This window comes from Ruegeria sp. SATB045 (assembly GCF_059613525.1).
In genome coordinates this window covers 513022-532686 of sequence record NZ_JBXWSR010000020.1, presented here as the reverse complement: position 1 = coordinate 532686, position 19665 = coordinate 513022, and the positions used below count along the sequence as shown (strand labels likewise).

General features: G+C 58.5%; 19 protein-coding genes. 4 read left to right on the top strand and 15 right to left on the bottom strand.

What is annotated here, in order from left to right; all coding sequences use genetic code 11:
• Positions 1-42: 42 nt before the first annotated feature.
• Positions 43-966 (top strand): lysophospholipid acyltransferase family protein, encoded by a 924-nt coding sequence (locus AC2FNR_RS10205; protein WP_496848977.1) that lies wholly within the window; start codon positions 43-45, stop codon positions 964-966.
• On the opposite strand, the gene AC2FNR_RS10200 is transcribed toward AC2FNR_RS10205, so the two are convergent.
• Positions 967-1668, bottom strand: coding sequence for a DUF1223 domain-containing protein (locus AC2FNR_RS10200; protein WP_496848976.1), 702 nt, complete (start codon positions 1666-1668; stop codon positions 967-969). It lies immediately after the preceding gene.
• Positions 1669-1914: 246 nt separating this feature from the next.
• Between AC2FNR_RS10200 and acnA the strand changes: the two genes are divergently transcribed.
• Positions 1915-4605 carry an aconitate hydratase AcnA gene (gene acnA / locus AC2FNR_RS10195; protein WP_496848975.1) on the top strand — a complete coding sequence of 897 codons (2691 nt, stop codon included), beginning with the start codon at positions 1915-1917 and terminating at the stop codon, positions 4603-4605.
• A gap of 109 nt (positions 4606-4714) precedes the next feature.
• On the opposite strand, the gene AC2FNR_RS10190 is transcribed toward acnA, so the two are convergent.
• The 10 genes from AC2FNR_RS10190 to yajC all read right to left on the bottom strand — a co-directional run bounded on the left by AC2FNR_RS10190 (position 4715) and on the right by yajC (position 11707).
• Positions 4715-5254 (bottom strand): DsbE family thiol:disulfide interchange protein, encoded by a 540-nt coding sequence (locus tag AC2FNR_RS10190; protein WP_170752530.1) that lies wholly within the window; start codon positions 5252-5254, stop codon positions 4715-4717.
• A complete protein-coding gene (gene ccmD / locus AC2FNR_RS10185; protein WP_496848974.1) occupies positions 5247-5405 on the bottom strand; it encodes a heme exporter protein CcmD in 159 nt (52 codons plus the stop codon). Before ccmD ends, AC2FNR_RS10190 begins: the two co-directional genes overlap by 8 nt.
• Entirely contained in the window at positions 5402-6175 is a 774-nt protein-coding gene (locus AC2FNR_RS10180) for a heme ABC transporter permease (protein WP_480865829.1), read from the bottom strand. The genes ccmD and AC2FNR_RS10180 overlap by 4 nt, the downstream gene beginning before the upstream one ends.
• Positions 6176-6236: 61 nt before the next feature.
• Entirely contained in the window at positions 6237-6893 is a 657-nt protein-coding gene (gene ccmB, locus AC2FNR_RS10175) for a heme exporter protein CcmB (RefSeq protein WP_170354554.1), read from the bottom strand.
• On the bottom strand, positions 6890-7504 hold the full coding sequence (ccmA, locus tag AC2FNR_RS10170) for a heme ABC exporter ATP-binding protein CcmA (RefSeq protein WP_170354555.1): 615 nt from the start codon (positions 7502-7504) through the stop codon (positions 6890-6892). The genes ccmB and ccmA overlap by 4 nt, the downstream gene beginning before the upstream one ends.
• A 146-nt stretch (positions 7505-7650) precedes the next feature.
• Positions 7651-8004, bottom strand: a complete 354-nt coding sequence (locus AC2FNR_RS10165; protein WP_496848973.1) for an Mth938-like domain-containing protein — start codon at positions 8002-8004, stop codon at positions 7651-7653.
• A gap of 10 nt (positions 8005-8014) precedes the next feature.
• The gene (locus AC2FNR_RS10160; RefSeq protein WP_496848972.1) at positions 8015-8773 is read right to left on the bottom strand and encodes a TSUP family transporter; all 759 of its coding nucleotides are present in this window, start codon (positions 8771-8773) and stop codon (positions 8015-8017) included.
• Positions 8754-9722 (bottom strand): protein translocase subunit SecF, encoded by a 969-nt coding sequence (gene secF, locus AC2FNR_RS10155; RefSeq protein WP_496848971.1) that lies wholly within the window; start codon positions 9720-9722, stop codon positions 8754-8756. The genes AC2FNR_RS10160 and secF overlap by 20 nt, the downstream gene beginning before the upstream one ends.
• A 2-nt stretch (positions 9723-9724) precedes the next feature.
• A complete protein-coding gene (gene secD, locus AC2FNR_RS10150) occupies positions 9725-11386 on the bottom strand; it encodes a protein translocase subunit SecD (RefSeq protein ID WP_496848970.1) in 1662 nt (553 codons plus the stop codon).
• A 33-nt stretch (positions 11387-11419) separates the two neighbouring features.
• On the bottom strand, positions 11420-11707 hold the full coding sequence (gene yajC / locus AC2FNR_RS10145) for a preprotein translocase subunit YajC (protein ID WP_170325331.1): 288 nt from the start codon (positions 11705-11707) through the stop codon (positions 11420-11422).
• Between the two features lie 202 nt (positions 11708-11909).
• Between yajC and AC2FNR_RS10140 the strand changes: the two genes are divergently transcribed.
• Both AC2FNR_RS10140 and serS read left to right on the top strand, forming a co-directional pair.
• On the top strand, positions 11910-13571 hold the full coding sequence (locus AC2FNR_RS10140) for a mechanosensitive ion channel family protein (protein WP_496848969.1): 1662 nt from the start codon (positions 11910-11912) through the stop codon (positions 13569-13571).
• A gap of 72 nt (positions 13572-13643) precedes the next feature.
• Positions 13644-14936, top strand: coding sequence for a serine--tRNA ligase (serS, locus tag AC2FNR_RS10135; RefSeq protein ID WP_496848968.1), 1293 nt, complete (start codon positions 13644-13646; stop codon positions 14934-14936).
• A gap of 55 nt (positions 14937-14991) precedes the next feature.
• On the opposite strand, the gene AC2FNR_RS10130 is transcribed toward serS, so the two are convergent.
• The 4 genes from AC2FNR_RS10130 to AC2FNR_RS10115 all read right to left on the bottom strand — a co-directional run bounded on the left by AC2FNR_RS10130 (position 14992) and on the right by AC2FNR_RS10115 (position 19631).
• Entirely contained in the window at positions 14992-15567 is a 576-nt protein-coding gene (locus tag AC2FNR_RS10130; protein WP_496848967.1) for a helix-hairpin-helix domain-containing protein, read from the bottom strand.
• Positions 15568-15644: 77 nt separating this feature from the next.
• Positions 15645-16631 carry a fatty acid desaturase gene (locus AC2FNR_RS10125; protein WP_170752519.1) on the bottom strand — a complete coding sequence of 329 codons (987 nt, stop codon included), beginning with the start codon at positions 16629-16631 and terminating at the stop codon, positions 15645-15647.
• 165 nt (positions 16632-16796) lie between these two features.
• Positions 16797-18260 (bottom strand): ribosome biogenesis GTPase Der, encoded by a 1464-nt coding sequence (gene der, locus AC2FNR_RS10120; RefSeq protein ID WP_496848966.1) that lies wholly within the window; start codon positions 18258-18260, stop codon positions 16797-16799.
• A gap of 48 nt (positions 18261-18308) precedes the next feature.
• Entirely contained in the window at positions 18309-19631 is a 1323-nt protein-coding gene (locus AC2FNR_RS10115; RefSeq protein ID WP_496848965.1) for a PQQ-like beta-propeller repeat protein, read from the bottom strand.
• Positions 19632-19665: the final 34 nt, after the last annotated feature.

Here is a 19665-nt window from a genome sequence, read left to right as displayed (position 1 = left end):
GTATGTCTGACATCCAATTCGAAGCAGCCGCCGAGACCCCGAATGCCCGTTGAAAAGTCTGAACTCAGCCGTTTTGAGCTTGGCAAATACTATGTGACCGGTCTTTTTCTGAGGGGCCTAATCGGCGCAATGCGGCTGTTGCCCTACGAGCGGCGGATAGCAACCATGGGCGCACTCATGCGCGCTCTGGCACCTGTGGTCGGCTTTACAAAACGCGTGAGCACCAACCTCAAGCTGACCTGCCCAGAGCTGCCGGAAGAAGAGGTCAGCCGGATCTGCAAGGCAGTACCCGACAACGCTGGGCGCGCAATCATGGAGCATTTTTCACCCGAAGGCTTCACCGAACGCCAAAGCCACGCCAAGATTTCTGGTCCTGGTATCGCCGCGTTTGACGACGCGGTTGCACATGGCAAGCCGGTGATGATGATCACGGCGCATTTTGGGCATTACCTTGCCGCGCGGATAGCCCTACAAACCCGCAGCGGGCAACCCATTGGATGCCTGTATCGCCGTATGGCGAATCCGTACTTCAACGATATGTATGTCGATGCTTTCTACAAAACCGGTGCCCCGATGTTCGAACAGGGTCGCCGAGGAATGGTCGAGATGGTTCGCACGCTTAAGAAAGGCGGGATCATTGCGATTGTGTCCGATCTCCACGCGCATGGCGGTGAAGAGTTGACGTTTTTCGGCAAGCCCGCTGTCACCTCGGTGCTGAACGCGGAATTGGCGATGAAATACAACGCCGTTTTGATCCCTTGCTATGCTGTACGCCAACCTAACGGTATTGATTTCGAAATCGTCCTGCACGACCCGGTCGAGCACACCGACCCCAGAACCATGACTCAGTTCACTAATGACGATCTTGAGGCCATGGTTCGCAAGAACATGGGTCAGTGGTTCTGGATTCACCGCCGGTGGAAAACCTGGAATGGGCTGGGGGTCCAGCCCGAGGACATGCCCTGATTACTTGACCTTAGCCGCCGCAACAATCGGGCCGTGACCTGCCATCTGCACCAGAACGACTGCAGGCAAATCCGATGTCAGCTGAGCCGAAAACTGCTGCGGCGCGACCCCTTCCCATTTCCCGGCCATCTGCCAGGATTCGACCACATTGGCATAGTCAAGCTCATGCCCCGCCAGCTCTCCGCGACGGATCGAGGCATGGCGCATGGGTGAATACTGGACCACCCGCACGTCGTAGGTCCCGCCACCTGGCAGGTCGACTGGGGTGACATCCACAGTCACTTCGTTTCCAACACGTGCAGCCACGACCTCGGCCTCGGGCGCGGCGGTCAGATGGGCGTTGATGATCCGTTCAAGCTCTTGCGATTTCGCGCCGACAACATCTTGCTGACCGTTGATGACCATCTGCGGCGTGTAAATCATCGAGCGCCCCCCCCAACGGGCATAGGCCCGCTGGCGCAAGGTGTGGTCGGGCTTGGCATATTCATCCTCCCAACCGATGTAATCCCAGTAATCCACATGCAGGGCCAGACCGATCACATCATCGCGCTTGACCAGCTCGTGCATCAGCTTGTCGGCAGGCGGGCAGGACGAACAACCTTGTGAGGTGAACAGCTCGATCACGACCGGGTCGCTTTCGGCCGCTACAGGAGCGGTCAAAACAAGTGAAAGCAAAGAGGCAATGGCGGCGGTTCTGATCATATCTGACCTCGGGCTGATAACTATTATGTCTGGATGCGATAACCTGCGTGAATGGTGTACCATTCTTTGCGCTTCACCCACCAATCAAGGTTTCTTGAGAAACCGCAATAGAAGCCTCTTGAATTGCATACCACTGCATACAAAATAAATGAGAAGGGTTTCCTGCGCCCATACAGGAAACAATCATGCTACAGAAAACCCATAGCGAATCCCAATTTCCAAGTCATTTGAGAGGGAGGCCACCTGATGCCCATCAAAACCGGACAGGACACCGCCAAGACACGCCGCAGTCTAAGCGTGAATGGCAAGTCCATTGCCTATTATTCAATCCCCGCCGCGCAAGAGGCCGGGCTTGGCGATTTCTCGCGCTTGCCTGCCGCTCTGAAAGTGGTGCTGGAAAATATGCTGCGGTTCGAGGATGCGGGCTTTTCCGTCTCGGTCGATGACATCAAGGCGTTTGGCGAATGGGCCAGCAATGGCGGCAAAAACCCTCGCGAGATCGCCTATCGCCCGGCCCGCGTGTTGATGCAGGATTTCACCGGCGTTCCCGCGGTGGTCGATTTGGCTGCGATGCGCGACGGGATCAAGGGCTTGGGCGGTGACGCGCAAAAGATCAACCCGCTGAACCCGGTCGATCTGGTCATCGACCACTCGGTCATGATTGACGAATTCGGCAACCCGCGCGCGTTCCAGATGAATGTGGACCGCGAGTATCAACGCAATATGGAACGCTACCAGTTCCTGAAATGGGGCCAGTCGGCGTTCAACAACTTCCGCGTTGTACCCCCCGGCACCGGCATCTGTCATCAGGTGAACCTTGAATATCTGGCCCAAACCGTCTGGACCGACACCGACCAAAACGGGGATGAGGTCGCCTACCCCGACACGCTGGTCGGCACCGACAGCCACACCACCATGGTCAACGGCATGGCGGTTCTTGGCTGGGGCGTCGGCGGGATCGAGGCCGAGGCTGCGATGCTGGGTCAGCCGATCTCGATGCTGATCCCCGAGGTTGTGGGCTTTGAGCTGACCGGCGCAATGGTCGAAGGCACCACCGGCACCGATCTGGTTCTGAAAGTCGTCGAGATGCTGCGCGAAAAGGGCGTGGTGGGCAAATTCGTCGAGTTCTTTGGCGAAGGTCTGGACCGTCTGCCGCTGGCCGACCGAGCGACCATTGCGAACATGGCGCCGGAATATGGTGCGACCTGCGGGTTCTTCCCGATCGACGGCGAGACCCTGCGCTATATGCGTAATACCGGCCGGGATGAAGATCGTCTGGCGCTGGTTGAAGCCTATGCCAGGGAAAACGGGCTCTGGCGGGATGAGAATTACAACCCGATCTACACCGACACGCTGAGCCTGGATATGGGCACCATCGTTCCGGCAATCTCGGGGCCCAAACGGCCGCAGGACTACGTCGCCCTGACCGACGCCAAATCCGCGTTCGAGCGTGAAATGGCCGAGACGTTCAAGCGCCCGATGGGCAAGGAAGTGCCTGTCAAAGGCGAAGACTACACGCTGGAATCGGGCAAGGTCGTGATCGCCTCGATCACCTCTTGTACCAACACCTCGAACCCCTATGTGATGATCGGCGCGGGACTTGTGGCGCGTAAGGCCGCCGCGCTGGGGCTGGACCGCAAGCCATGGGTCAAAACTTCCCTCGCACCCGGGTCGCAGGTTGTGTCGGCCTATCTTGAGGCCGCCGGTCTACAGGCCGATTTGGACAAGATCGGCTTTAACCTTGTAGGCTATGGCTGCACCACCTGTATTGGCAACTCGGGGCCCATCCAGAAAGAACTGTCCGAGGCAATTGCCGAGGGCGATCTGGTCGCCACCTCGGTCCTATCGGGCAACCGCAACTTTGAGGGGCGGATTTCGCCGGATGTGCGCGCCAACTATCTGGCCTCACCGCCGCTGGTGGTGGTCTATGCGCTGGCAGGAACGATGGATATCGACCTGACCTCGGAACCGATTGGGCAGGACAACAACGGCAACGACGTCTTCATGAAAGACATCTGGCCAACCCAAAGCGAGATTGCCGAGCTGGTGCAGCAGACCGTCACCCGCGAGGCGTTCCAATCGAAATATGCCGATGTCTTCAAAGGCGATGAGAAATGGCAAGACGTCGAGGTGCCCCAGCAGGAAACCTATGACTGGCCGCCCACATCGACCTATATCCAGAACCCGCCTTATTTTCAGGGCATGAGCCCAGAACCGGGAACAATCTCGAACATCGACGGGGCCAAGGTGCTGCTGATCCTTGGCGATATGGTGACGACCGACCACATCTCGCCCGCCGGGTCATTTGCCACGCAGACGCCTGCGGGCAAATATCTGACCGACCGTCAGGTGCAACCGCGCGAGTTCAACTCCTACGGGTCGCGCCGGGGCAATCACGAGGTCATGATGCGCGGCACCTTCGCCAATATCCGCATCAAGAACGAGATGCTGGATGGCGTCGAGGGCGGCTACACCAAGGGGCCGGATGGTCAGCAGACCTCGGTCTATGAGGCGTCGATGGCCTATCAGGCGCAGGGAACGCCGCTGGTGGTCTTTGGCGGTGAGCAATATGGCGCAGGCTCCAGCCGCGACTGGGCCGCCAAGGGGACTGCTTTGCTGGGTGTTAAGGCGGTGATCGCCGAAAGCTTTGAGCGTATCCACCGCTCGAACCTTGTGGGGATGGGTGTTATTCCGCTGGAATTCACCGGCGGCGATACCCGCAAGTCGCTGGGTCTGACGGGGGATGAGACGGTCTCGATCACCGGGCTGGACAGTGTTGAGCCGCTGCAAGAGGTGCCCTGCACCATCACCTATGCGGACGGGTCCGAGAAGACCATCACCTTGAAATGCCGCATCGATACCGCGCCCGAGATCGAATACATCGAGAACGGTGGTGTGCTGCAATATGTGCTGCGGAACCTCGCCAAAGTGGGGTGATCTAAGGCCAGGTTTGAAACCAGAAAGGACGCCAGCAGGCGTCCTTTTTTGCTTTACGAGGCTCTGCCCCCCGCTCCGAAATGTTTTTGAGCAGAAGAAGGGGCGGGTTCTAGTTGGCTGCCGCCTTTTCCAAAGCCGGGCGGATCGTACTTTCGATCACCCGCTGCGTGATCGGACCGGCAAAGCGCAGGATGATCGTACCCTCGCCGTTGATCACATAGGTTTCCGGCACGCCGTAGACGCCCCAGTCCAGCCCCATGCGGCCCTGTTCATCTCGTCCAATCCCTGCATAGGGATCACCCAGTTCAGCCAGGAAACCTTCGGCATTGTCCAACTGGTCCTTGTAGTTGATGCCGTAGACCGGGATGCCTTCGTCGGACAGCGCCTGCAGGTTCGGATGCTCAACCCGGCAGGGCGCGCACCAACTGGCCCAATAGTTGACCAGCTTGACTTCACCATCGCGCAGGGTGGCATCGTCGAAATTTGGCTTGCCCTCGAACTGTGTCAATACAACCGGCGGCGCGGGTTGTCCTTCGCGGGCTGAGGGGAGCGCGTTTGGATCGTCGCGAAACATTCCTACGGCGGCCAGCACGGCGAACGCCCCAAAGATCAGCGGTGGCGCAACCATCAGAGGTGAGATTTTAGCCATTGCGAGTAGTCCTTTGCTCGACCTTCTCCATTTCGGCGCGGACTTTTCGGCCTCGCATCACGCTGAACACGATCAACGCGACCAGCAAAGCAATCGAGACGACATAGGACCACATCACCGTGTCGGCGTATTTTCCAAGATCAGGGATCATCCGTTTACCCTTTCTCGTGCCAGCAGCGCCTTGATCCGGCGCGCGCGGATCTCCGTACCCGTGCGATACAGCACCAGCGCAATGAACAGCAGGACAAACCCGATCATGCACAGAAGCAGCGGATAGAAATAGATATTGCTGACCTTTTCCTCGGTATCTGCACCGGTCACTGCGGCAGCCCGCATGACAGACGCACCCTGATGTAGCCCCTGATTCCAGAAATTCACCGCATAGCGGCTGAGGAGCGCAAAGACGGATCCCACTAGACATAGAACAGAGGTCAGATCGGCGGCGGTATCCGGGTCTTCGATCGCTTCCCACAGGGCGACGTAGCCCAGGTAGAACAGGAACAGGATCAGGAATGAGGTCAGGCGCGGGTCCCAGGCCCACCACGTGCCCCACATGGGCTGACCCCAAATCGCGCCCGTCGCCAGTGCGATCAGCGTCATGACGATACCGATGGGGGCGGCAGCGCGCGCAGCCAATGCGCTGACATGGTGGCGACGCACCAGCCAGACCAGCGAGGTGGCCAGCATCATCAGCCAGCAATTGATTGCCATCAGCGCTGCGGGAACATGCAAGTAGATGATCTTGACGGTTGATCCTTGCTTGTAATCATCAGGCGTGAAGAAGAACCCCCAGATCAGCCCCACGACGATGCAGGCGATGGACGTGATCCAGAAAAACGGCATCACCCGTTCACTGGTGGAAAGGAATTTGCGCGGATTGGCGTATTCCCAGAGGGCGTTGGCTTTGGCTGCGATAGACATGGGCCTTATCTAGTCCGAGTCGGGCGTGTTCTCAATTGACCTCAGTCAAAGTTTGAGCACGTCACCGAAGGTTGATACGCAAAACGGCGGCGCTGGCAAACGGCAGCAACGCAATAGTGGCGGCAGTGATCCCCGCCAGCATGAGCAGTGGGGTCTGGGTTTCCATCCCCGTGGCGCCTCGACGGGCGACTTCGGCGCCGAAGATCAGCGTGGGGACGTACAGCGGCAGGACCAGCAGCGACAGCAGCAAACCGCCACGCTTCAGGCCGACGGTCAGCGCGGCGCCGAAGGTGCCGATGACGCTCATGGCCGGGGTGCCGATCAGCAGCGAGATCACCAGCCACGAGAACCCCGGCACCGGCAGGTTCAGCAGCACGCCCAGAAAAGGCGCGGCCAGTACCAGTGGCAGGCCGGTGGTCAGCCAATGGGCCAACGCCTTGATCGTGACCACCGATTCCAGTGGCAGTGGTGCCGTGGCCAGCAGGTCGAGCGAGCCGTCCTCCCAATCCAGCGCCAGCAGGCGGTCCAACGACAGCAGGCAGGCTAGCAGAGCGCCCAGCCACAGGATACCCGGCGCGATGGTCGAGAGCAGCGAGGATTGCGGCCCCACTGAGAACGGCACCAGCACCGTGACAATCAGGAAGAAAGCTAGACCAAGGCCGAACCCGCCGCCCGCACGCAGCGCCAGTTTAAGGTCCCGCAGCAGAAGGGCTATCACAGGAAACCTCCGTCGAAGTCGTCGATGGGTTTGGGTTTGGCCTTGTTGGGGCCGACATCCAGAACTTCTCCGTCCAGGCCGAGGTCGATATGGGTGGCAATCAGGGCCGAGCCCCCTTGCCCCAGATGCGTGCGTACCGCGTCGGCGAACATCTTCACCGCGTTTTGGTCCAGCGAGACGGTCGGTTCGTCCAGCATCCAGATCGGCCGTCCCGTAACCAGCATCCGCGCCAGCCCGAGACGCCGCTTCTGCCCAGCCGACAGGTTGCCCGCGTGGCGGTCGGCCAGATCATTCAGGGCAAAAGCGTCCAGCGCGGGCTGGATGCCTTGAGTTCCAAATACCGAGGCCCAGAAGTTAAGGTTCTCAACAACCGTCAACGTGGGTTTCAGCCCGTCGGAATGCGAGGCATAGGCGATCTGATCCTCGGCCCCTTCAATGCGCCCTTGCAACGGAGGCTGTAGCCCGGCCAGCGTACGCAGAAGAGTGGTCTTGCCGATTCCGTTTGGCCCACGCAGGATCAGCGCTTTGCCGGCAGGCAGCGTAAAGCTGAGCCCTTCGAGCACGGGAATGCCGCCACGGGTGATGGCCAGATCGGTCACGGTCAGTGTCATAGCGCCCGCTTAACGGATTGTGGAGGCGGACAAAAGGTGGGAATTGCCGCAGAGCTTTGACGGTGGCTTTGTGTGGTCAGGTCAGGAGTGAGGGGCCAGCCCCTCACGCTCCCAGAGGTATTTATGGCCAGATGAAGGAGGATCCTTCAGACAGGGAGTGCGGCCATCGCGATACGGCGACCCTCAGAAAGCAACACATTGTAGGTGCGGCAGGCGGCCGGAGAATTCATGATCTCGACGCCGATGCTTGCGTCTTCGAGCGTACGGCGCAGGGTGGCCGAGATATGGGTCAGCTCGGCACCGGTGCCGATGAACAGCACGTCGATATGATCGGCGAGGTTTAGCAGAGGTGTTTGGTCGTCATACCCGTTCCACCCGGTTGTTCCGTTTGGGCCGGTTAGAACCGGACCATCGTGGACCTGTCCGCCGATGCGAAAAAAGCCGGGGCCGTAGCCGTCTATCGGGGTGGCGTTGGTATAGGTGATCTCGTTAAGGCGCATAGAGGGGTTTTTAGCCCCAAACTGGCAGGCCCGACAAGGCGGCAAGTGCAATCGCAACATATGCGGCGGCGCGGTATAGCCGCTCGTATTCGGGGCGGAACAATTTCCCGCCCAGCCAGTTGCCGATCAGATTGGGGATGGCAAGCATGATGCCCAGCAGCGCGGCCGCGAGGGTTACGCGGCCCATTCCGGTCAGATAGCCGAACAGCAGGAAGTCAAACGCGAACAGAAACAGCAGGATCGTTGCGCGGATGACGGTAACTGGCAGAGGGCGCGACATGTAGAACAGGATCACGGCGGGGCCTGGCAAGCCCGCTACTCCGCCCAGGAACCCCGCCGCGCAGCCGATCCCGACCACCATCGCGAGGCCGACAGGACCGTGGTAGCGCAGGCCCAGGATCAGGATGGCCAGCATCGCGAGGGCCAACAGGCTGACAGCGTATCGAAACACATCCGGGTCGACCTGCGTCAGCACCCAAAGGCCAACCGGCAAGATCAGCGCACATCCGGCCACAAGGCGGATCAGATCGCCCCGCTCAACCTCGCGCCACGCGCGGCGCAGGTTGGGGAGCGGCCCGAAGATGTCCATGATGGTCAGGCCGATCAGCGCGCCGAACGGGCCGAGATAAGGTGTCGCGATGGGCAAGAAGATCAGAGCGGTGCCAAAGCCGGAAAACCCGCGCACGATACCGCTGAGGAAGGCCGCAAAAAGAATAACGGCCAGCCCCGCCGGGGACTGGCCGATAAAATCAGGCGTCGACGTTTGCAAACTGGTTGCCCGCCGTATTCGACGGCTTGGACCAGTCGCGTTTGACACCCAGCCACAGCAGGATGGTTGAGGCCACAAAGACCGAGGAATACGTCCCCACGATCACGCCCCAGATCATCGCAAAGACAAAGCCACGGATGACGTCTCCGCCCAGCACATAAAGCGAGATCAGCGCCAGCAAGGTTGTGACCGAGGTCATGACCGTCCGGCTGAGGGTCTCATTGATCGAGATGTTCAACACCTCTTTCAGGTCTTTCTTCTTGTACTTCCGCAAGTTTTCACGCACCCGGTCAAAGACAACCACCGTGTCGTTCAGCGAATAGCCCACGATGGTCAGCAGAGCGGCGATGATCGCCAGATCGAAGCGGATTTGCAGTTCCGAAAAGATGCCGATGGTCAGGATCACGTCATGCACAAGGGCCGCAACCGCCCCCAGGGCAAACTGCCATTCGAACCGTAGCCAGATATAGACCAGCACGGCCCCGATCGCGAGGACAACGGCGATCACGGCGGTCTGGATCAACTCACCCGAAACTTTGGGGCCGACGGATTCGACCGACACGAATTGAATATCGGGGGTTGCCGCCTTTAATGCCTCTTCCACAGCCGTTACCGTCGCGGCCGAGACCGCCTCGGCGTCGGCTTGCGCCTGAATGCGGATCATGGCGACGTTTTCGTCCTCGCCAAAGTTCGGGTCGAAAATCTCGGTGATGGTGACATCTCCCAATTCCAGCGGCGCGATGGCGTCGCGATAGGCACCGACGTCGATCTCTTGCGCGGATTGGGTGCGGATCGTGGTGCCGCCCCGGAAGTCGATGCCGAAGTTCAGACCTTGCAGCATGAAGGACGTGAAGGCCACGACCATCATCAGGCCGGAAATGCCCAGCCAGACCTTCCAGCGGCTGAAGAAATCGAACGAAGTTTCCTGCGGGACAAGTTTCAGTCTCATGATCAAACCTCGATCGTTTTCGGGCGGCGGCGTTCGAACCACATCACGATCATCAGGCGCGTCACGAAGATCGCGGTGAAGACCGAGGTGAGGATACCCAGACCCAGAGTAATGGCAAAGCCGCGTACCGGGCCGCTACCCATGGCAAACAGGATCGTCGCCGTGATGAATGTGGTGACGTTCGCGTCCAGAATGGCCGACAGTGCCTTTTCATAACCCAGTTCAATTGCACGGGCCGGACCTCGGGCGGATTTCAGTTCCTCGCGGATACGTTCAAAGATCAGCACGTTGGCATCCACCGCCATGCCGACCGTCAGCACGATCCCCGCGATCCCCGGCAGAGTCAGCGTCGCCCCGATCAGTGATAGAAGACCAAACAGCAGCCCGACGTTCAGTATCAACGCAATATTGGCGAAGATGCCGAACAACCCATAGCTGAGCGCCATAAAGACCAGCACAGCCACAAAGGCCACGATGGTCGCCACTTTGCCAGCGTCGATGCTATCTTGCCCCAGCTCTGGGCCGATGGTGCGCTCTTCCAGGAAATCCAACCCAGCAGGCAGCGCGCCTGCGCGCAGCAGGACGGCCAGATTAGTGCTTTCCTCGACGGTAAAATTACCGGTGATGATGCCCGACCCACCCGGAATGTGGCTCTGGATCACAGGGGCAGAGATCACCTCATCATCCAGCACAATCGCAAACGGCGCGCCGATGTTTTCCAGCGTATAGTCGCCGAATTTACGCGCGCCCGAGGTGTTGAACCGGAAGCTGACTGCCGGACGGCCGTTCTGGTCGAACGCAGGCTGGGCATCGACCAGCTCCTCACCCGTTACAACAGGGGCCGAGTCGATAATGTAATACACACCCTCTTCATCAATCGAGGGCACAACTTCCTGCCCGATACCCGGCGTTGCATCTGCGTCGGTGGTGCGACCGCCGACGGGATTGAAGGTCAGTTGGGCTGTCGTGCCGATGATGTCCTTCAGCTCACCTGCCGAGCCGATGCCTGGCACCTGAATCAGGATACGATCCGCGCCCTGGCGTTGAATCGTGGGCTCGCGGGTGCCGACCTCGTCAATCCGGCGGCGGATGATCTCAAGCGACTGTCGCACGGTGCGGTCGTCTGAGGCCAGCTTTTCGGCATCCGACAGTTGCACAACGATAGTGTCACCCTCGGCGCGGGCTTCGATATCGGTCGCGCCAACGCCCGAAAGCGTCTGGACCTGACGGGCCAAACCGCGCACGACCTCAAGAGCACGGGCCATCCCCTCGGGCTGGCTGATGCGCACGCGAATCTCGTCAGGGGCCGAGTCCTGACGGCGGATCGTGCCAACCGTAGCCCGCTCATCGCGCAAAGCGTCGCGGATTTCCGGCCACATGGCATCCATGCGGGATTCGTAGACGTCCTGAACCTTGACCTCGGCCAAAAGATGCGCGCCGCCGCGCAGGTCCAGCCCCAGATTGACCAGCGAGGACGGCAGCCAATTCGGCCACTGCGCCGCCTCAGCCTGCATGTCTGGGGTGTCGATGCCAAGCTCGATCGCGGCTTTGGCATCGTTGGATTGCTCGACGCGCGTGTAGAACGCATTCGGCAGGGCCATGAGCAGGCCGATCACGCAGACCGACCAGATCAGAACCCGCTTCCAGGTATCAATTTGCAGCATTACCCTGCCTTTTCAACGAGATATCGCGCGAAATTACTTCGCAGGCTCGGTCTTGTTCAGAACCTGAGCGATGGTCGATTTAACAACACGGACCTTGACGTTTTCAGCCAGCTCGACCTCAATCTCGTTCTCGCCTTCCTTGACCTTCGATACTTTGCCGATCAGACCACCTTGGGTGACGACCTGATCGCCCCGGCGCACGGCCTCGACCATGGCCTGATGTTCCTTCATCTTTTTCTGCTGCGGACGGATCAGCAAGAAATACATGATCGCAAAGATCAGGATCAGCGGGAGAAACTGGGCGATTGCGCCACCTTCCATGGGATATTCCTTTTGGTTTGGTGTTTGCGGAAAGGCCCGCAAATTTTGCGAGAACCTATTCTTTGAACTGACTGTTTGCAAGGAATGGCGGTACAGGTTTTTGCACCCAAACTTAGATAATGCGCAAAGATTTGGCCAAGCGTTGCAGTTAAGTCCTAGAAACAAGCGCTTGCGTCGATATAGTTGAACCGCGGGGGGTCCAATGGCGCACATTCATCTGAAACTGGGATTGCTACTTCAGATACTGGTCACGACAGTATGGGTTTGCCTTTGTGCGGTGCCTGCTTCTGGTCAGGAAACGGTCGAAGTCCCTGTCGAAAATGAAGAACAATCCGAGACTTTCAAAGCACCCGTTATCGTGGACGGTGATACTCTGTTTTTCTTACGTGGTTCCAGTGCACTACCAGCATCGGAACGCGCCGAAGCAGTACAGGAAAAAATAATAGAAGCGGCCGAAGCTTCGGATAGCCTCGAAGTCACAATCACTTATGAGGATACTGAACTCGGCACACGCATACTGGTCGACGGACTTTCGGTATCGGTTGTGACAGTCGCCGACGCGGAACTAGAGCAAATTGAACTGGAAGTTCTCGGTTTTCTCCATGGCGAGGCCATTGAGCAAGCGATCCAGGCCTACAGGTCCAATCGAACTGATCAAGCGCGAGTTTCCGGCGCGATCGAAGCCACCGCATGGACAATCGGCTTTGCTATCTTTGTTGCAATAATCCTTTGGCTGCATCGCAGGATCAGACGCAAGACGCTGAAATTCGTACAACGGCATCTGAAGGACGTGGAAACTGCCACCGCCAAAAGCGTTCAGGCTGAAGCAATTGCCGCACTGGTTCGATATGGCCTGAATTTCGTTCTGCTGGTGATCTTCTTTCTGGGTTTCTACTATTATCTGTCCTTCGTCCTGCTCGCCTTTGCAGAAACCCGGTACTTTGCGCAGCTTCTGCTGACTTACCTGACTGAGCCTGTTCTACTGATCTTCAAGGGCATCCTTAGTTACATACCCAACTTGATCATGCTGGGTCTAATCAGCTGGGTCACGCTTTATATCATTCGGGGCATGCGAGTGTTTTTTGACGCCGTCGAGGCCGGGTCATTCGATCTAGGGGATTTTGAAAAACACTGGGTGAGTCCAACTTTCAACATCGCACGCGTCGTCGTCATCCTGATCGCGCTGGTCTTTGCCGTTCCTTACATTCCGGGATCAGATTCCGCTGCTTTTCAAGGCTTGACCATTCTTGTAGGCGCGATGCTGTCACTAGGTGCGAACTCGGTCGTTTCGAACATGCTGGCCGGGCTGTTCGTCATTTACCGCCGCTCGACCTCAATCGGGGACCGCATTCAGATTGGCGACCACATTGGCGACGTGGTTCAGATCAAGCTGATGGAGACACATCTGAAATCCATCAAGAACGAACTGATCTCGATCCCCAACGCGCAGCTGATGAACTCTGACGTGGTGAATTTCTCAAAGAAAACCGATGGCAGCGGGCTGCTGCTGCACACCACCGTCGGCATCGGATATGAAGAACCGCCCGAAAAGGTCGAGGCCATGCTGATCGAGGCCGCCCGCCGAACCAAAGGGATCAAAGCCAAGCCCGAACCCTTTGTTTTGTGGACGGCTTTGGCCGATTACGCGATCAATTACCAGATCAACGGCTATAGCACGCGGGGCAGCATCATTCCCAAGATCCGATCCGACCTGCACCGCAATATCGTGGCCGTTTTTAATGAAAACGGAGTACAGATCATGACCCCATCTTACATGGCTGATCCACCCGAACCCAAGATCCCGGTCGAAGAATGGGATGGCCATCTGGCGCATGAATCCCACGAGGGAGCGGATAAGTCGTAACCGGTGCTACACCCTGCGGTTCAGATGGTGCATAAGCGGTCTCAGTGATTCACGCATTCAAGGATCTGAGACATGCACGACATCCGCGCCATTCGCGAAAACCCCGCCGCCTTCGACGCCGCCCTTGCGCGCCGTGGGGACGCGCCGGTGTCGTCGGACCTGCTTCGGCTGGACGAAAGCCGCCGTGCGAAAATTCTGGCGGCTGAGACCGCTCAGGCCGAACAGAACAAGGCCAGCAAAGAGGTCGGTGCTGCCAAAGCGCGCGGTGATGAGGCCGAGTTCGAACGTCTGCGCGCGCTGGTCGCCGAGAAAAAGGCCGAGATCGCCCAAATGCAGACCGAGGCCAAGGACCTGGACGCTCTGCTTGCGGATCAACTAATCCGCATCGCCAACCTGCCCGCCGAGGACGTGCCCGAAGGCGCGGATGAAAACGACAATGTCGAGGTCAACCGCTGGGGCACCCCGCGCGAGCTGGACTTTGCCCCGAAAGAGCATTTTGAGATCGACGCCGTTCAGACCGGTATGGATTTTGAAACTGCCGCTAAACTGTCCGGCTCGCGTTTTGTGCTGCTATCCGGCGGCGTCGCCCGCATCCACCGCGCGTTGGCGCAGTTCATGCTGGACACACATATCAATGAAAACGAACTGACCGAGGTGAACGGCCCCGTACTGGTTCTGTCGGAAATGATGCAGGGCACCGGCCAATTGCCGAAATTCGGAGAGGACAGCTATCAGACCCGCGAAGGCTGGTGGCTGATACCGACGTCCGAGGTTTCGCTGACCAATATCGTCAACGACACAATGATCGAGGAAAGCTACCTGCCCCGCCGCTATACCGCGCATTCCCTGTGCTTCCGGTCCGAGGCTGGCAGCGCGGGCAAGGACACACGCGGCATGCTGCGCCAGCACCAGTTCGAAAAGGTCGAGATGGTCTCGGTCACGCATCCGGACAATTCGGACGACGAGCAGAAACGCATGCTGCGCTGCGCCGAGGGCATTTTGGAGAAACTGGGCGTGCCCTATCGCACCGTGATCCTGTGCACCGGCGACATGGGCTTTGGCGCGCGCCGCACCTATGACATCGAAGCGTGGCTGCCCGGTCAGAACACGTATCGTGAGATCAGCTCGGTTTCGACCTGTGGTGATTTTCAGGCGCGCCGCATGAACGCACGATTCCGTCCCGAAGGCGGCGGTAAGCCGGAATATGTTCACACGCTGAACGGTTCGGGTCTGGCGGTCGGGCGTTGCCTGATTGCGGTGCTGGAAAACGGGCAGAACGCCGATGGCACCGTCACCCTGCCCGAGGTGCTCTCCCCCTATCTTGGCGGCAAGCTGACGCTGCAAACGGACGGAACGCTGGCATAAGAAAACCGGCGCGCCGCAGCCGCCGGTTACAACAAGATCAAGGGGCGAAGAAGTCTTACTTCTTCGCCTTTTTCTTATCCTTTTTCTTGCCACTCTTCTTGTCATCTTTTTTCTTACTGTCTTTGGCTTTGTCGTCCTTTTTGGACTTTTTGCCCTTCTTCGTCTTGGCCTTCACCTTATCCTTGGCTTTCGAGAACACGGCTTCCATCTCTGCCCGTTTCTTCGCCGCTTTTTCAGCCTTGGCCTTAGCTTTGGCCTTTTTCTTTGCCTTTGCTTCGGCAGCTTCTGCTGCTGCTTTCTCCTCGGTCGCTTTACGCGCCGCCTCTTGCGCACGTTTTTCGGCGGCGGCAGCGGCCACGGTCTTGCGTGCCGCAGGTTTACGCGTGGCCGGTTTGCGTACGGCCGTCCGGCGCGCGGCAGGTTTTGCAGTTGGTTTGGTTGCAGGTTTGGACGACACCGCCTCTTTCGCGGCGGCAATCAACAAAGGAGCGCGCGCCGCCCCAATTCGCGGGACCTTGACCAGATCAGCGGGGTTTGCCTTGGCAATGGCTTCGGCTGTTTTGAAGCCATTGGCTACAAGCGCTTTTCCCAACGCTTCGCCTACACCTTTGACATTGGTCACTGCGGTCATTCTTTGTCCTTTCTTCATCGCCCAATGAATTGTATATACACAGAATATACAATTCCGCAAGCGATATGATCTATGGGCTAGCTGCTATGGGCCAGATTTGTTGTCCGCGTCTTCTTTGGGAAAGGTACCAGGCGTTTGGCATCCTCGTCCCACAGCTTGAGGTTCAGTGCCGCGACGGCCTCGGGGAACTTGATCCGGCGGGGCGTATATTCGGCAGGAAGGTTATAGTGGCATTCGCGCAGCCGATAGGATGGGATACGCGCATTGAAATGATGGATGTCGTGCAACGTGATGCAAGCGACAGCATTGTCGAACCACCAGCCGAAATCCAGCGCAGAGGAACCATGCAAAGCTGCCAGCTTGGGGTCAAGGTCGGGACGGCGGTCCCAGTAGGTGTCCTCGAAATTGTGCTGGAGGTACACAAGGAACACACCCAGCATCCCGCCCAGAAATGAGAACACAATCCACACCAAAACGCCGGTACCGCCAGCGATGAGGTAAAGCAGACCCAAAAATACGACGATCGACAGGTTGTGCAGTACCACCCCCGCCACCCCAAACCGGACAGTGTTTTTGGGCCAGCGATAACGAATGAAATAGGTAAACAACGCACCTACTGGAACCAGAATGAACGGATTGCGATAAAGGCGATAGAAAAAACGGGTTTTCCAGTCTGCCTCATTCCATTCACGCAGGGTCATGGTGTGGATTTCACCGGTTTCGCGATGTTCCAGATTGCCTATGCCCGAGTGGTGAAGGTTATGGTTCTGCTTCATCACTTCAAAAGGGGCAAATGTGAAGGGGGACAGCCCGTGCCCCGCCCACTCGTTTTGCTGGCGCGTCTCGAACAGTGAGTGATGCCCGCAATCATGCTGCAAGACGTAAAGCCGCACAGCTGAGAAGGCAAAAACTACTCCGGCAGGGATCATGATGAACCATTGATCCACATATGCAATCGCCAGCGCCAGCGACGTAAAATAAACGGCAAAAGTTCCAAAGTAACTCAGTGCAGCCAGGCGATTGTCCTGGACTGCGTATTGTCGTGTGTATTCCCTAAGATCCATCCAGCCCGCCCCTCACGATGGCCCGGTTCAATATCAACATGAAATTAAGCGCGGAATCTCCGCATGCAACCCGTGCGTGCAAAAACAGATGCACGCGCTTGAATGCTAGCGCGCAGTTCGAGGCATGTCACGCCCTACCGCTGAAAATGCTGAAAATTGGCGCAGTTACGCGCGACCTTTGAGATGCTTGGCTAAAGCACCAGCGTTTTTCTTGCGCCGTCCCTTGTATGGGTTCTTGTCACCCTGCCCGCGCAGCGTCAGGCGGATGGGTGTGCCGGGCATGTCAAAATCCTCTCGCAGACCATTGACCAGATAGCGGTTATAGCTTTCGGGCATCTTGTCAGGGTGCGAGCACATCACCACAAATCCCGGCGGGCGGGTTTTGGCCTGTGTCATATAGCGCAGTTTGATTCGGCGACCTTGCGGCGCTGGCGGCGGGTGCTGCTCCAGCATTGCGGTCAGCCACCGGTTCAGCGCCGCAGTCGGTACACGGCGGTTCCACACATCATGGGCCCGCAGGATGGCAGAGCGCAAGCGCTCCAGTCCCCGGCCTGTTTTCGCAGACACGGTGATCAGAGGCGCGCCGCGCAACTGCGGCAGCAGACGTTCAAAGGATTCCTTGAGGTCGCGCAGTTTCTCCTGCTTGTCCTCTTCGATATCCCACTTGTTCACCGCGATCACGACCGCGCGGCCTTCACGCTCTGCCAGATCGGCGATGCGAAGGTCTTGCTGTTCAAACGGAATCGCCGCGTCCAGCAGGACCACCACAACTTCGGCGAATTTCACTGCGCGCAGGCCGTCTGATACAGATAGCTTCTCGAGCTTTTCCTGAACCTTGGCCTTTTTGCGCATACCCGCCGTGTCGAAAATCCGCATCGGCGTGCTATCGCCATCCGGGTCGGCCCAGTCAATACGCAGGCTGATCGCGTCGCGGGTAATCCCGGCCTCTGGGCCAGTCAGCAGACGATCTTCGCCCATGATTTTATTGATCAACGTAGATTTTCCGGCATTCGGACGACCTACTACGGCCACCTGCAACGGCTTGGCCGCAGTGATCAGAGGCGTTTCGCCCTCACCATCTTCATCCAGTTCGATATCGGTGTCCGGGGCCTCATCCTGCGCCTGCTCTTCGGCCGCGTCGGCCAAAGGCATCAGCTGAGTATAAAGGTCCGTCATCCCCTCGCCGTGTTCACCCGACAGGCGGACGGGTTCACCGAGACCCAGATTATAAGCCTCAAGCACACCGGCATCGGCGGCCGAGCCTTCGGCCTTGTTCGCCGCAAGGATCACATGTTTCGAACGTTTGCGCAGGATATCAGCGAAAAGCTCGTCGGTCGGTGTCACGCCAACCCGCGCGTCGATCATGAAAAGGCAGACATCGGCCATGTCCACCGCACGCTCGGTCAGACGGCGCATCCGGCCCTGCAAGCTGTCATCGGTCGCGTCCTCAAGCCCGGCGGTGTCGATCACGGTAAAGCGCAGATCGGCCAGACGCCCCTCGCCTTCGCGCAGGTCTCGCGTCACGCCTGGCTGGTCGTCGACCAGGGCCAAGCGTTTGCCCACAAGGCGATTGAACAGGGTGGATTTGCCCACATTGGGGCGCCCCACGATGGCGAGGGTCAGCGACATGATACTAAACTTTCAAGACTCAGACGCGCCCTTTAGCGCATCTTTGCGTCAACGGAAAGCGTGTAGATCACCTTTGGTCGATACGACATACAGCGTCTGTCCCGCCACAACCGGCGCCGTTGTCGCCCCGCCAGGCACTTCCACACTGTTTAACAGCGTCCCGTCGACGGGATTGAAGAACCGTACAAAACCGTCGTTCGAGGCAACAACAATGCGCCCCCCAGCCAGAATGGGCCCATAATGCGCAACGATCGGTCCTCGGCGATTGGGTTTGTCCTTGACGAAACCCGGCAGATCCTGCGCCCAGATGATCGACCCATCGGACGAGTCCAGACGCACCAACTGGCTGCGGTCGCTGATCTGGAACAGGCTTCCGCCAACCGGCCATACAGTGTCGATTGCGCCTTCATCGGCGGTCCATTTCCTCTCGCCCGATCCGATCTCGAACGCCACGGTCCGGCCCGAATGGTTGCCGATATAGATAGTGTCCCCGGCCACCATCGGCCCTCCGGTCACATCCACGATCTGGGCCGCCGCCCGTCCACGACGCCCTCCGGCGACCGAAGCATTCCAGCGACGAATTCCGCCCTTGCGAAAAGTAGCCGCCACATCGCCGGACCCAAATGCAAACACCGCAAAATCCTGCGCGATCACAGGGGCCGGAGCCCCCAGAACATTACCCACGCTCGGTGTGCCTTGAATCTGCCAGGCAATGCGTCCGTTGCTGGTATCCACCGCCCAACCTGTTTCGTCCCCTGCGACCAGATAGAGCAGCCCATCGTTGACCAGTGGCGCGCCACTTCCTGTCGCGTTCAAGCGCTTTTGCCAGCGGATTGCCCCAGTCTTGCCATCCAGTGCTGTCAGACGGCCAAACCCGGACGACACGTAAAGCACCCCGTTCGCATACGCCATTCCGCCGCCGGTTGCGTCCTCGTCACCATCATTTGCGGGAATAAGGTTCGTGCTCCAAGCTTTCTGACCCTGGGTCGAGGTCGCGGTCACATTAGCCTCGGAATCAAGCGTGTAGATCAATCCGCCTGCGACGACGGGCTCTGCTGTGATCCGTTGTTTGCGCGAATCCCCTTTGCCAATCGACGCCGACCAAACCCGTTGAGGGGTCGCGCGCAGTTGCGGGTGCGTTGTACGATAGGCAACAGTGCCAGGACTTTGCGACCAATTGGCGTTGGCCTGTTGTGCCGGCAGGCTGATTGGTTTCGATCCGCGTGTCTCGACTGCTTCATTGTCCGAAGCTGGACGAATATCCTCGCGGACGCCGGGAAGGATGACCTGAGGTTCCTCACATGCCGCCAGAAGCGTGACAGAGGCCAATGCGACCGACACTCCAACGCGAGAAAAGAGACTTGTTACCATGATGATCCGAACTCGTCTGTCAGTGTTGTTTGCG

What these genes read in the sequence shown, in the direction of transcription:
- AC2FNR_RS10115 (WP_496848965.1), bottom strand. Translation starts at nt 19,631, where the DNA reads ATGGTAACAAGTCTCTTTTCTCGCGTTGGAGTGTCGGTCGCATTGGCC.
- secD (WP_496848970.1), bottom strand. Translation starts at nt 11,386, where the DNA reads ATGCTGCAAATTGATACCTGGAAGCGGGTTCTGATCTGGTCGGTCTGC.
- secF (WP_496848971.1), bottom strand. Translation starts at nt 9,722, where the DNA reads ATGAGACTGAAACTTGTCCCGCAGGAAACTTCGTTCGATTTCTTCAGC.
- serS (WP_496848968.1), top strand. Translation starts at nt 13,644, where the DNA reads ATGCACGACATCCGCGCCATTCGCGAAAACCCCGCCGCCTTCGACGCC.
- ccmD (WP_496848974.1), bottom strand. Translation starts at nt 5,405, where the DNA reads ATGATCCCTGATCTTGGAAAATACGCCGACACGGTGATGTGGTCCTAT.
- AC2FNR_RS10130 (WP_496848967.1), bottom strand. Translation starts at nt 15,567, where the DNA reads ATGACCGCAGTGACCAATGTCAAAGGTGTAGGCGAAGCGTTGGGAAAA.
- AC2FNR_RS10125 (WP_170752519.1), bottom strand. Translation starts at nt 16,631, where the DNA reads ATGGATCTTAGGGAATACACACGACAATACGCAGTCCAGGACAATCGC.
- AC2FNR_RS10180 (WP_480865829.1), bottom strand. Translation starts at nt 6,175, where the DNA reads ATGTCTATCGCAGCCAAAGCCAACGCCCTCTGGGAATACGCCAATCCG.
- AC2FNR_RS10190 (WP_170752530.1), bottom strand. Translation starts at nt 5,254, where the DNA reads ATGGCTAAAATCTCACCTCTGATGGTTGCGCCACCGCTGATCTTTGGG.
- der (WP_496848966.1), bottom strand. Translation starts at nt 18,260, where the DNA reads ATGTCGCTGACCCTCGCCATCGTGGGGCGCCCCAATGTGGGCAAATCC.
- AC2FNR_RS10200 (WP_496848976.1), bottom strand. Translation starts at nt 1,668, where the DNA reads ATGATCAGAACCGCCGCCATTGCCTCTTTGCTTTCACTTGTTTTGACC.
- yajC (WP_170325331.1), bottom strand. Translation starts at nt 11,707, where the DNA reads ATGGAAGGTGGCGCAATCGCCCAGTTTCTCCCGCTGATCCTGATCTTT.
- AC2FNR_RS10140 (WP_496848969.1), top strand. Translation starts at nt 11,910, where the DNA reads ATGGCGCACATTCATCTGAAACTGGGATTGCTACTTCAGATACTGGTC.
- AC2FNR_RS10165 (WP_496848973.1), bottom strand. Translation starts at nt 8,004, where the DNA reads ATGCGCCTTAACGAGATCACCTATACCAACGCCACCCCGATAGACGGC.
- ccmA (WP_170354555.1), bottom strand. Translation starts at nt 7,504, where the DNA reads ATGACACTGACCGTGACCGATCTGGCCATCACCCGTGGCGGCATTCCC.
- acnA (WP_496848975.1), top strand. Translation starts at nt 1,915, where the DNA reads ATGCCCATCAAAACCGGACAGGACACCGCCAAGACACGCCGCAGTCTA.
- AC2FNR_RS10205 (WP_496848977.1), top strand. Translation starts at nt 43, where the DNA reads ATGCCCGTTGAAAAGTCTGAACTCAGCCGTTTTGAGCTTGGCAAATAC.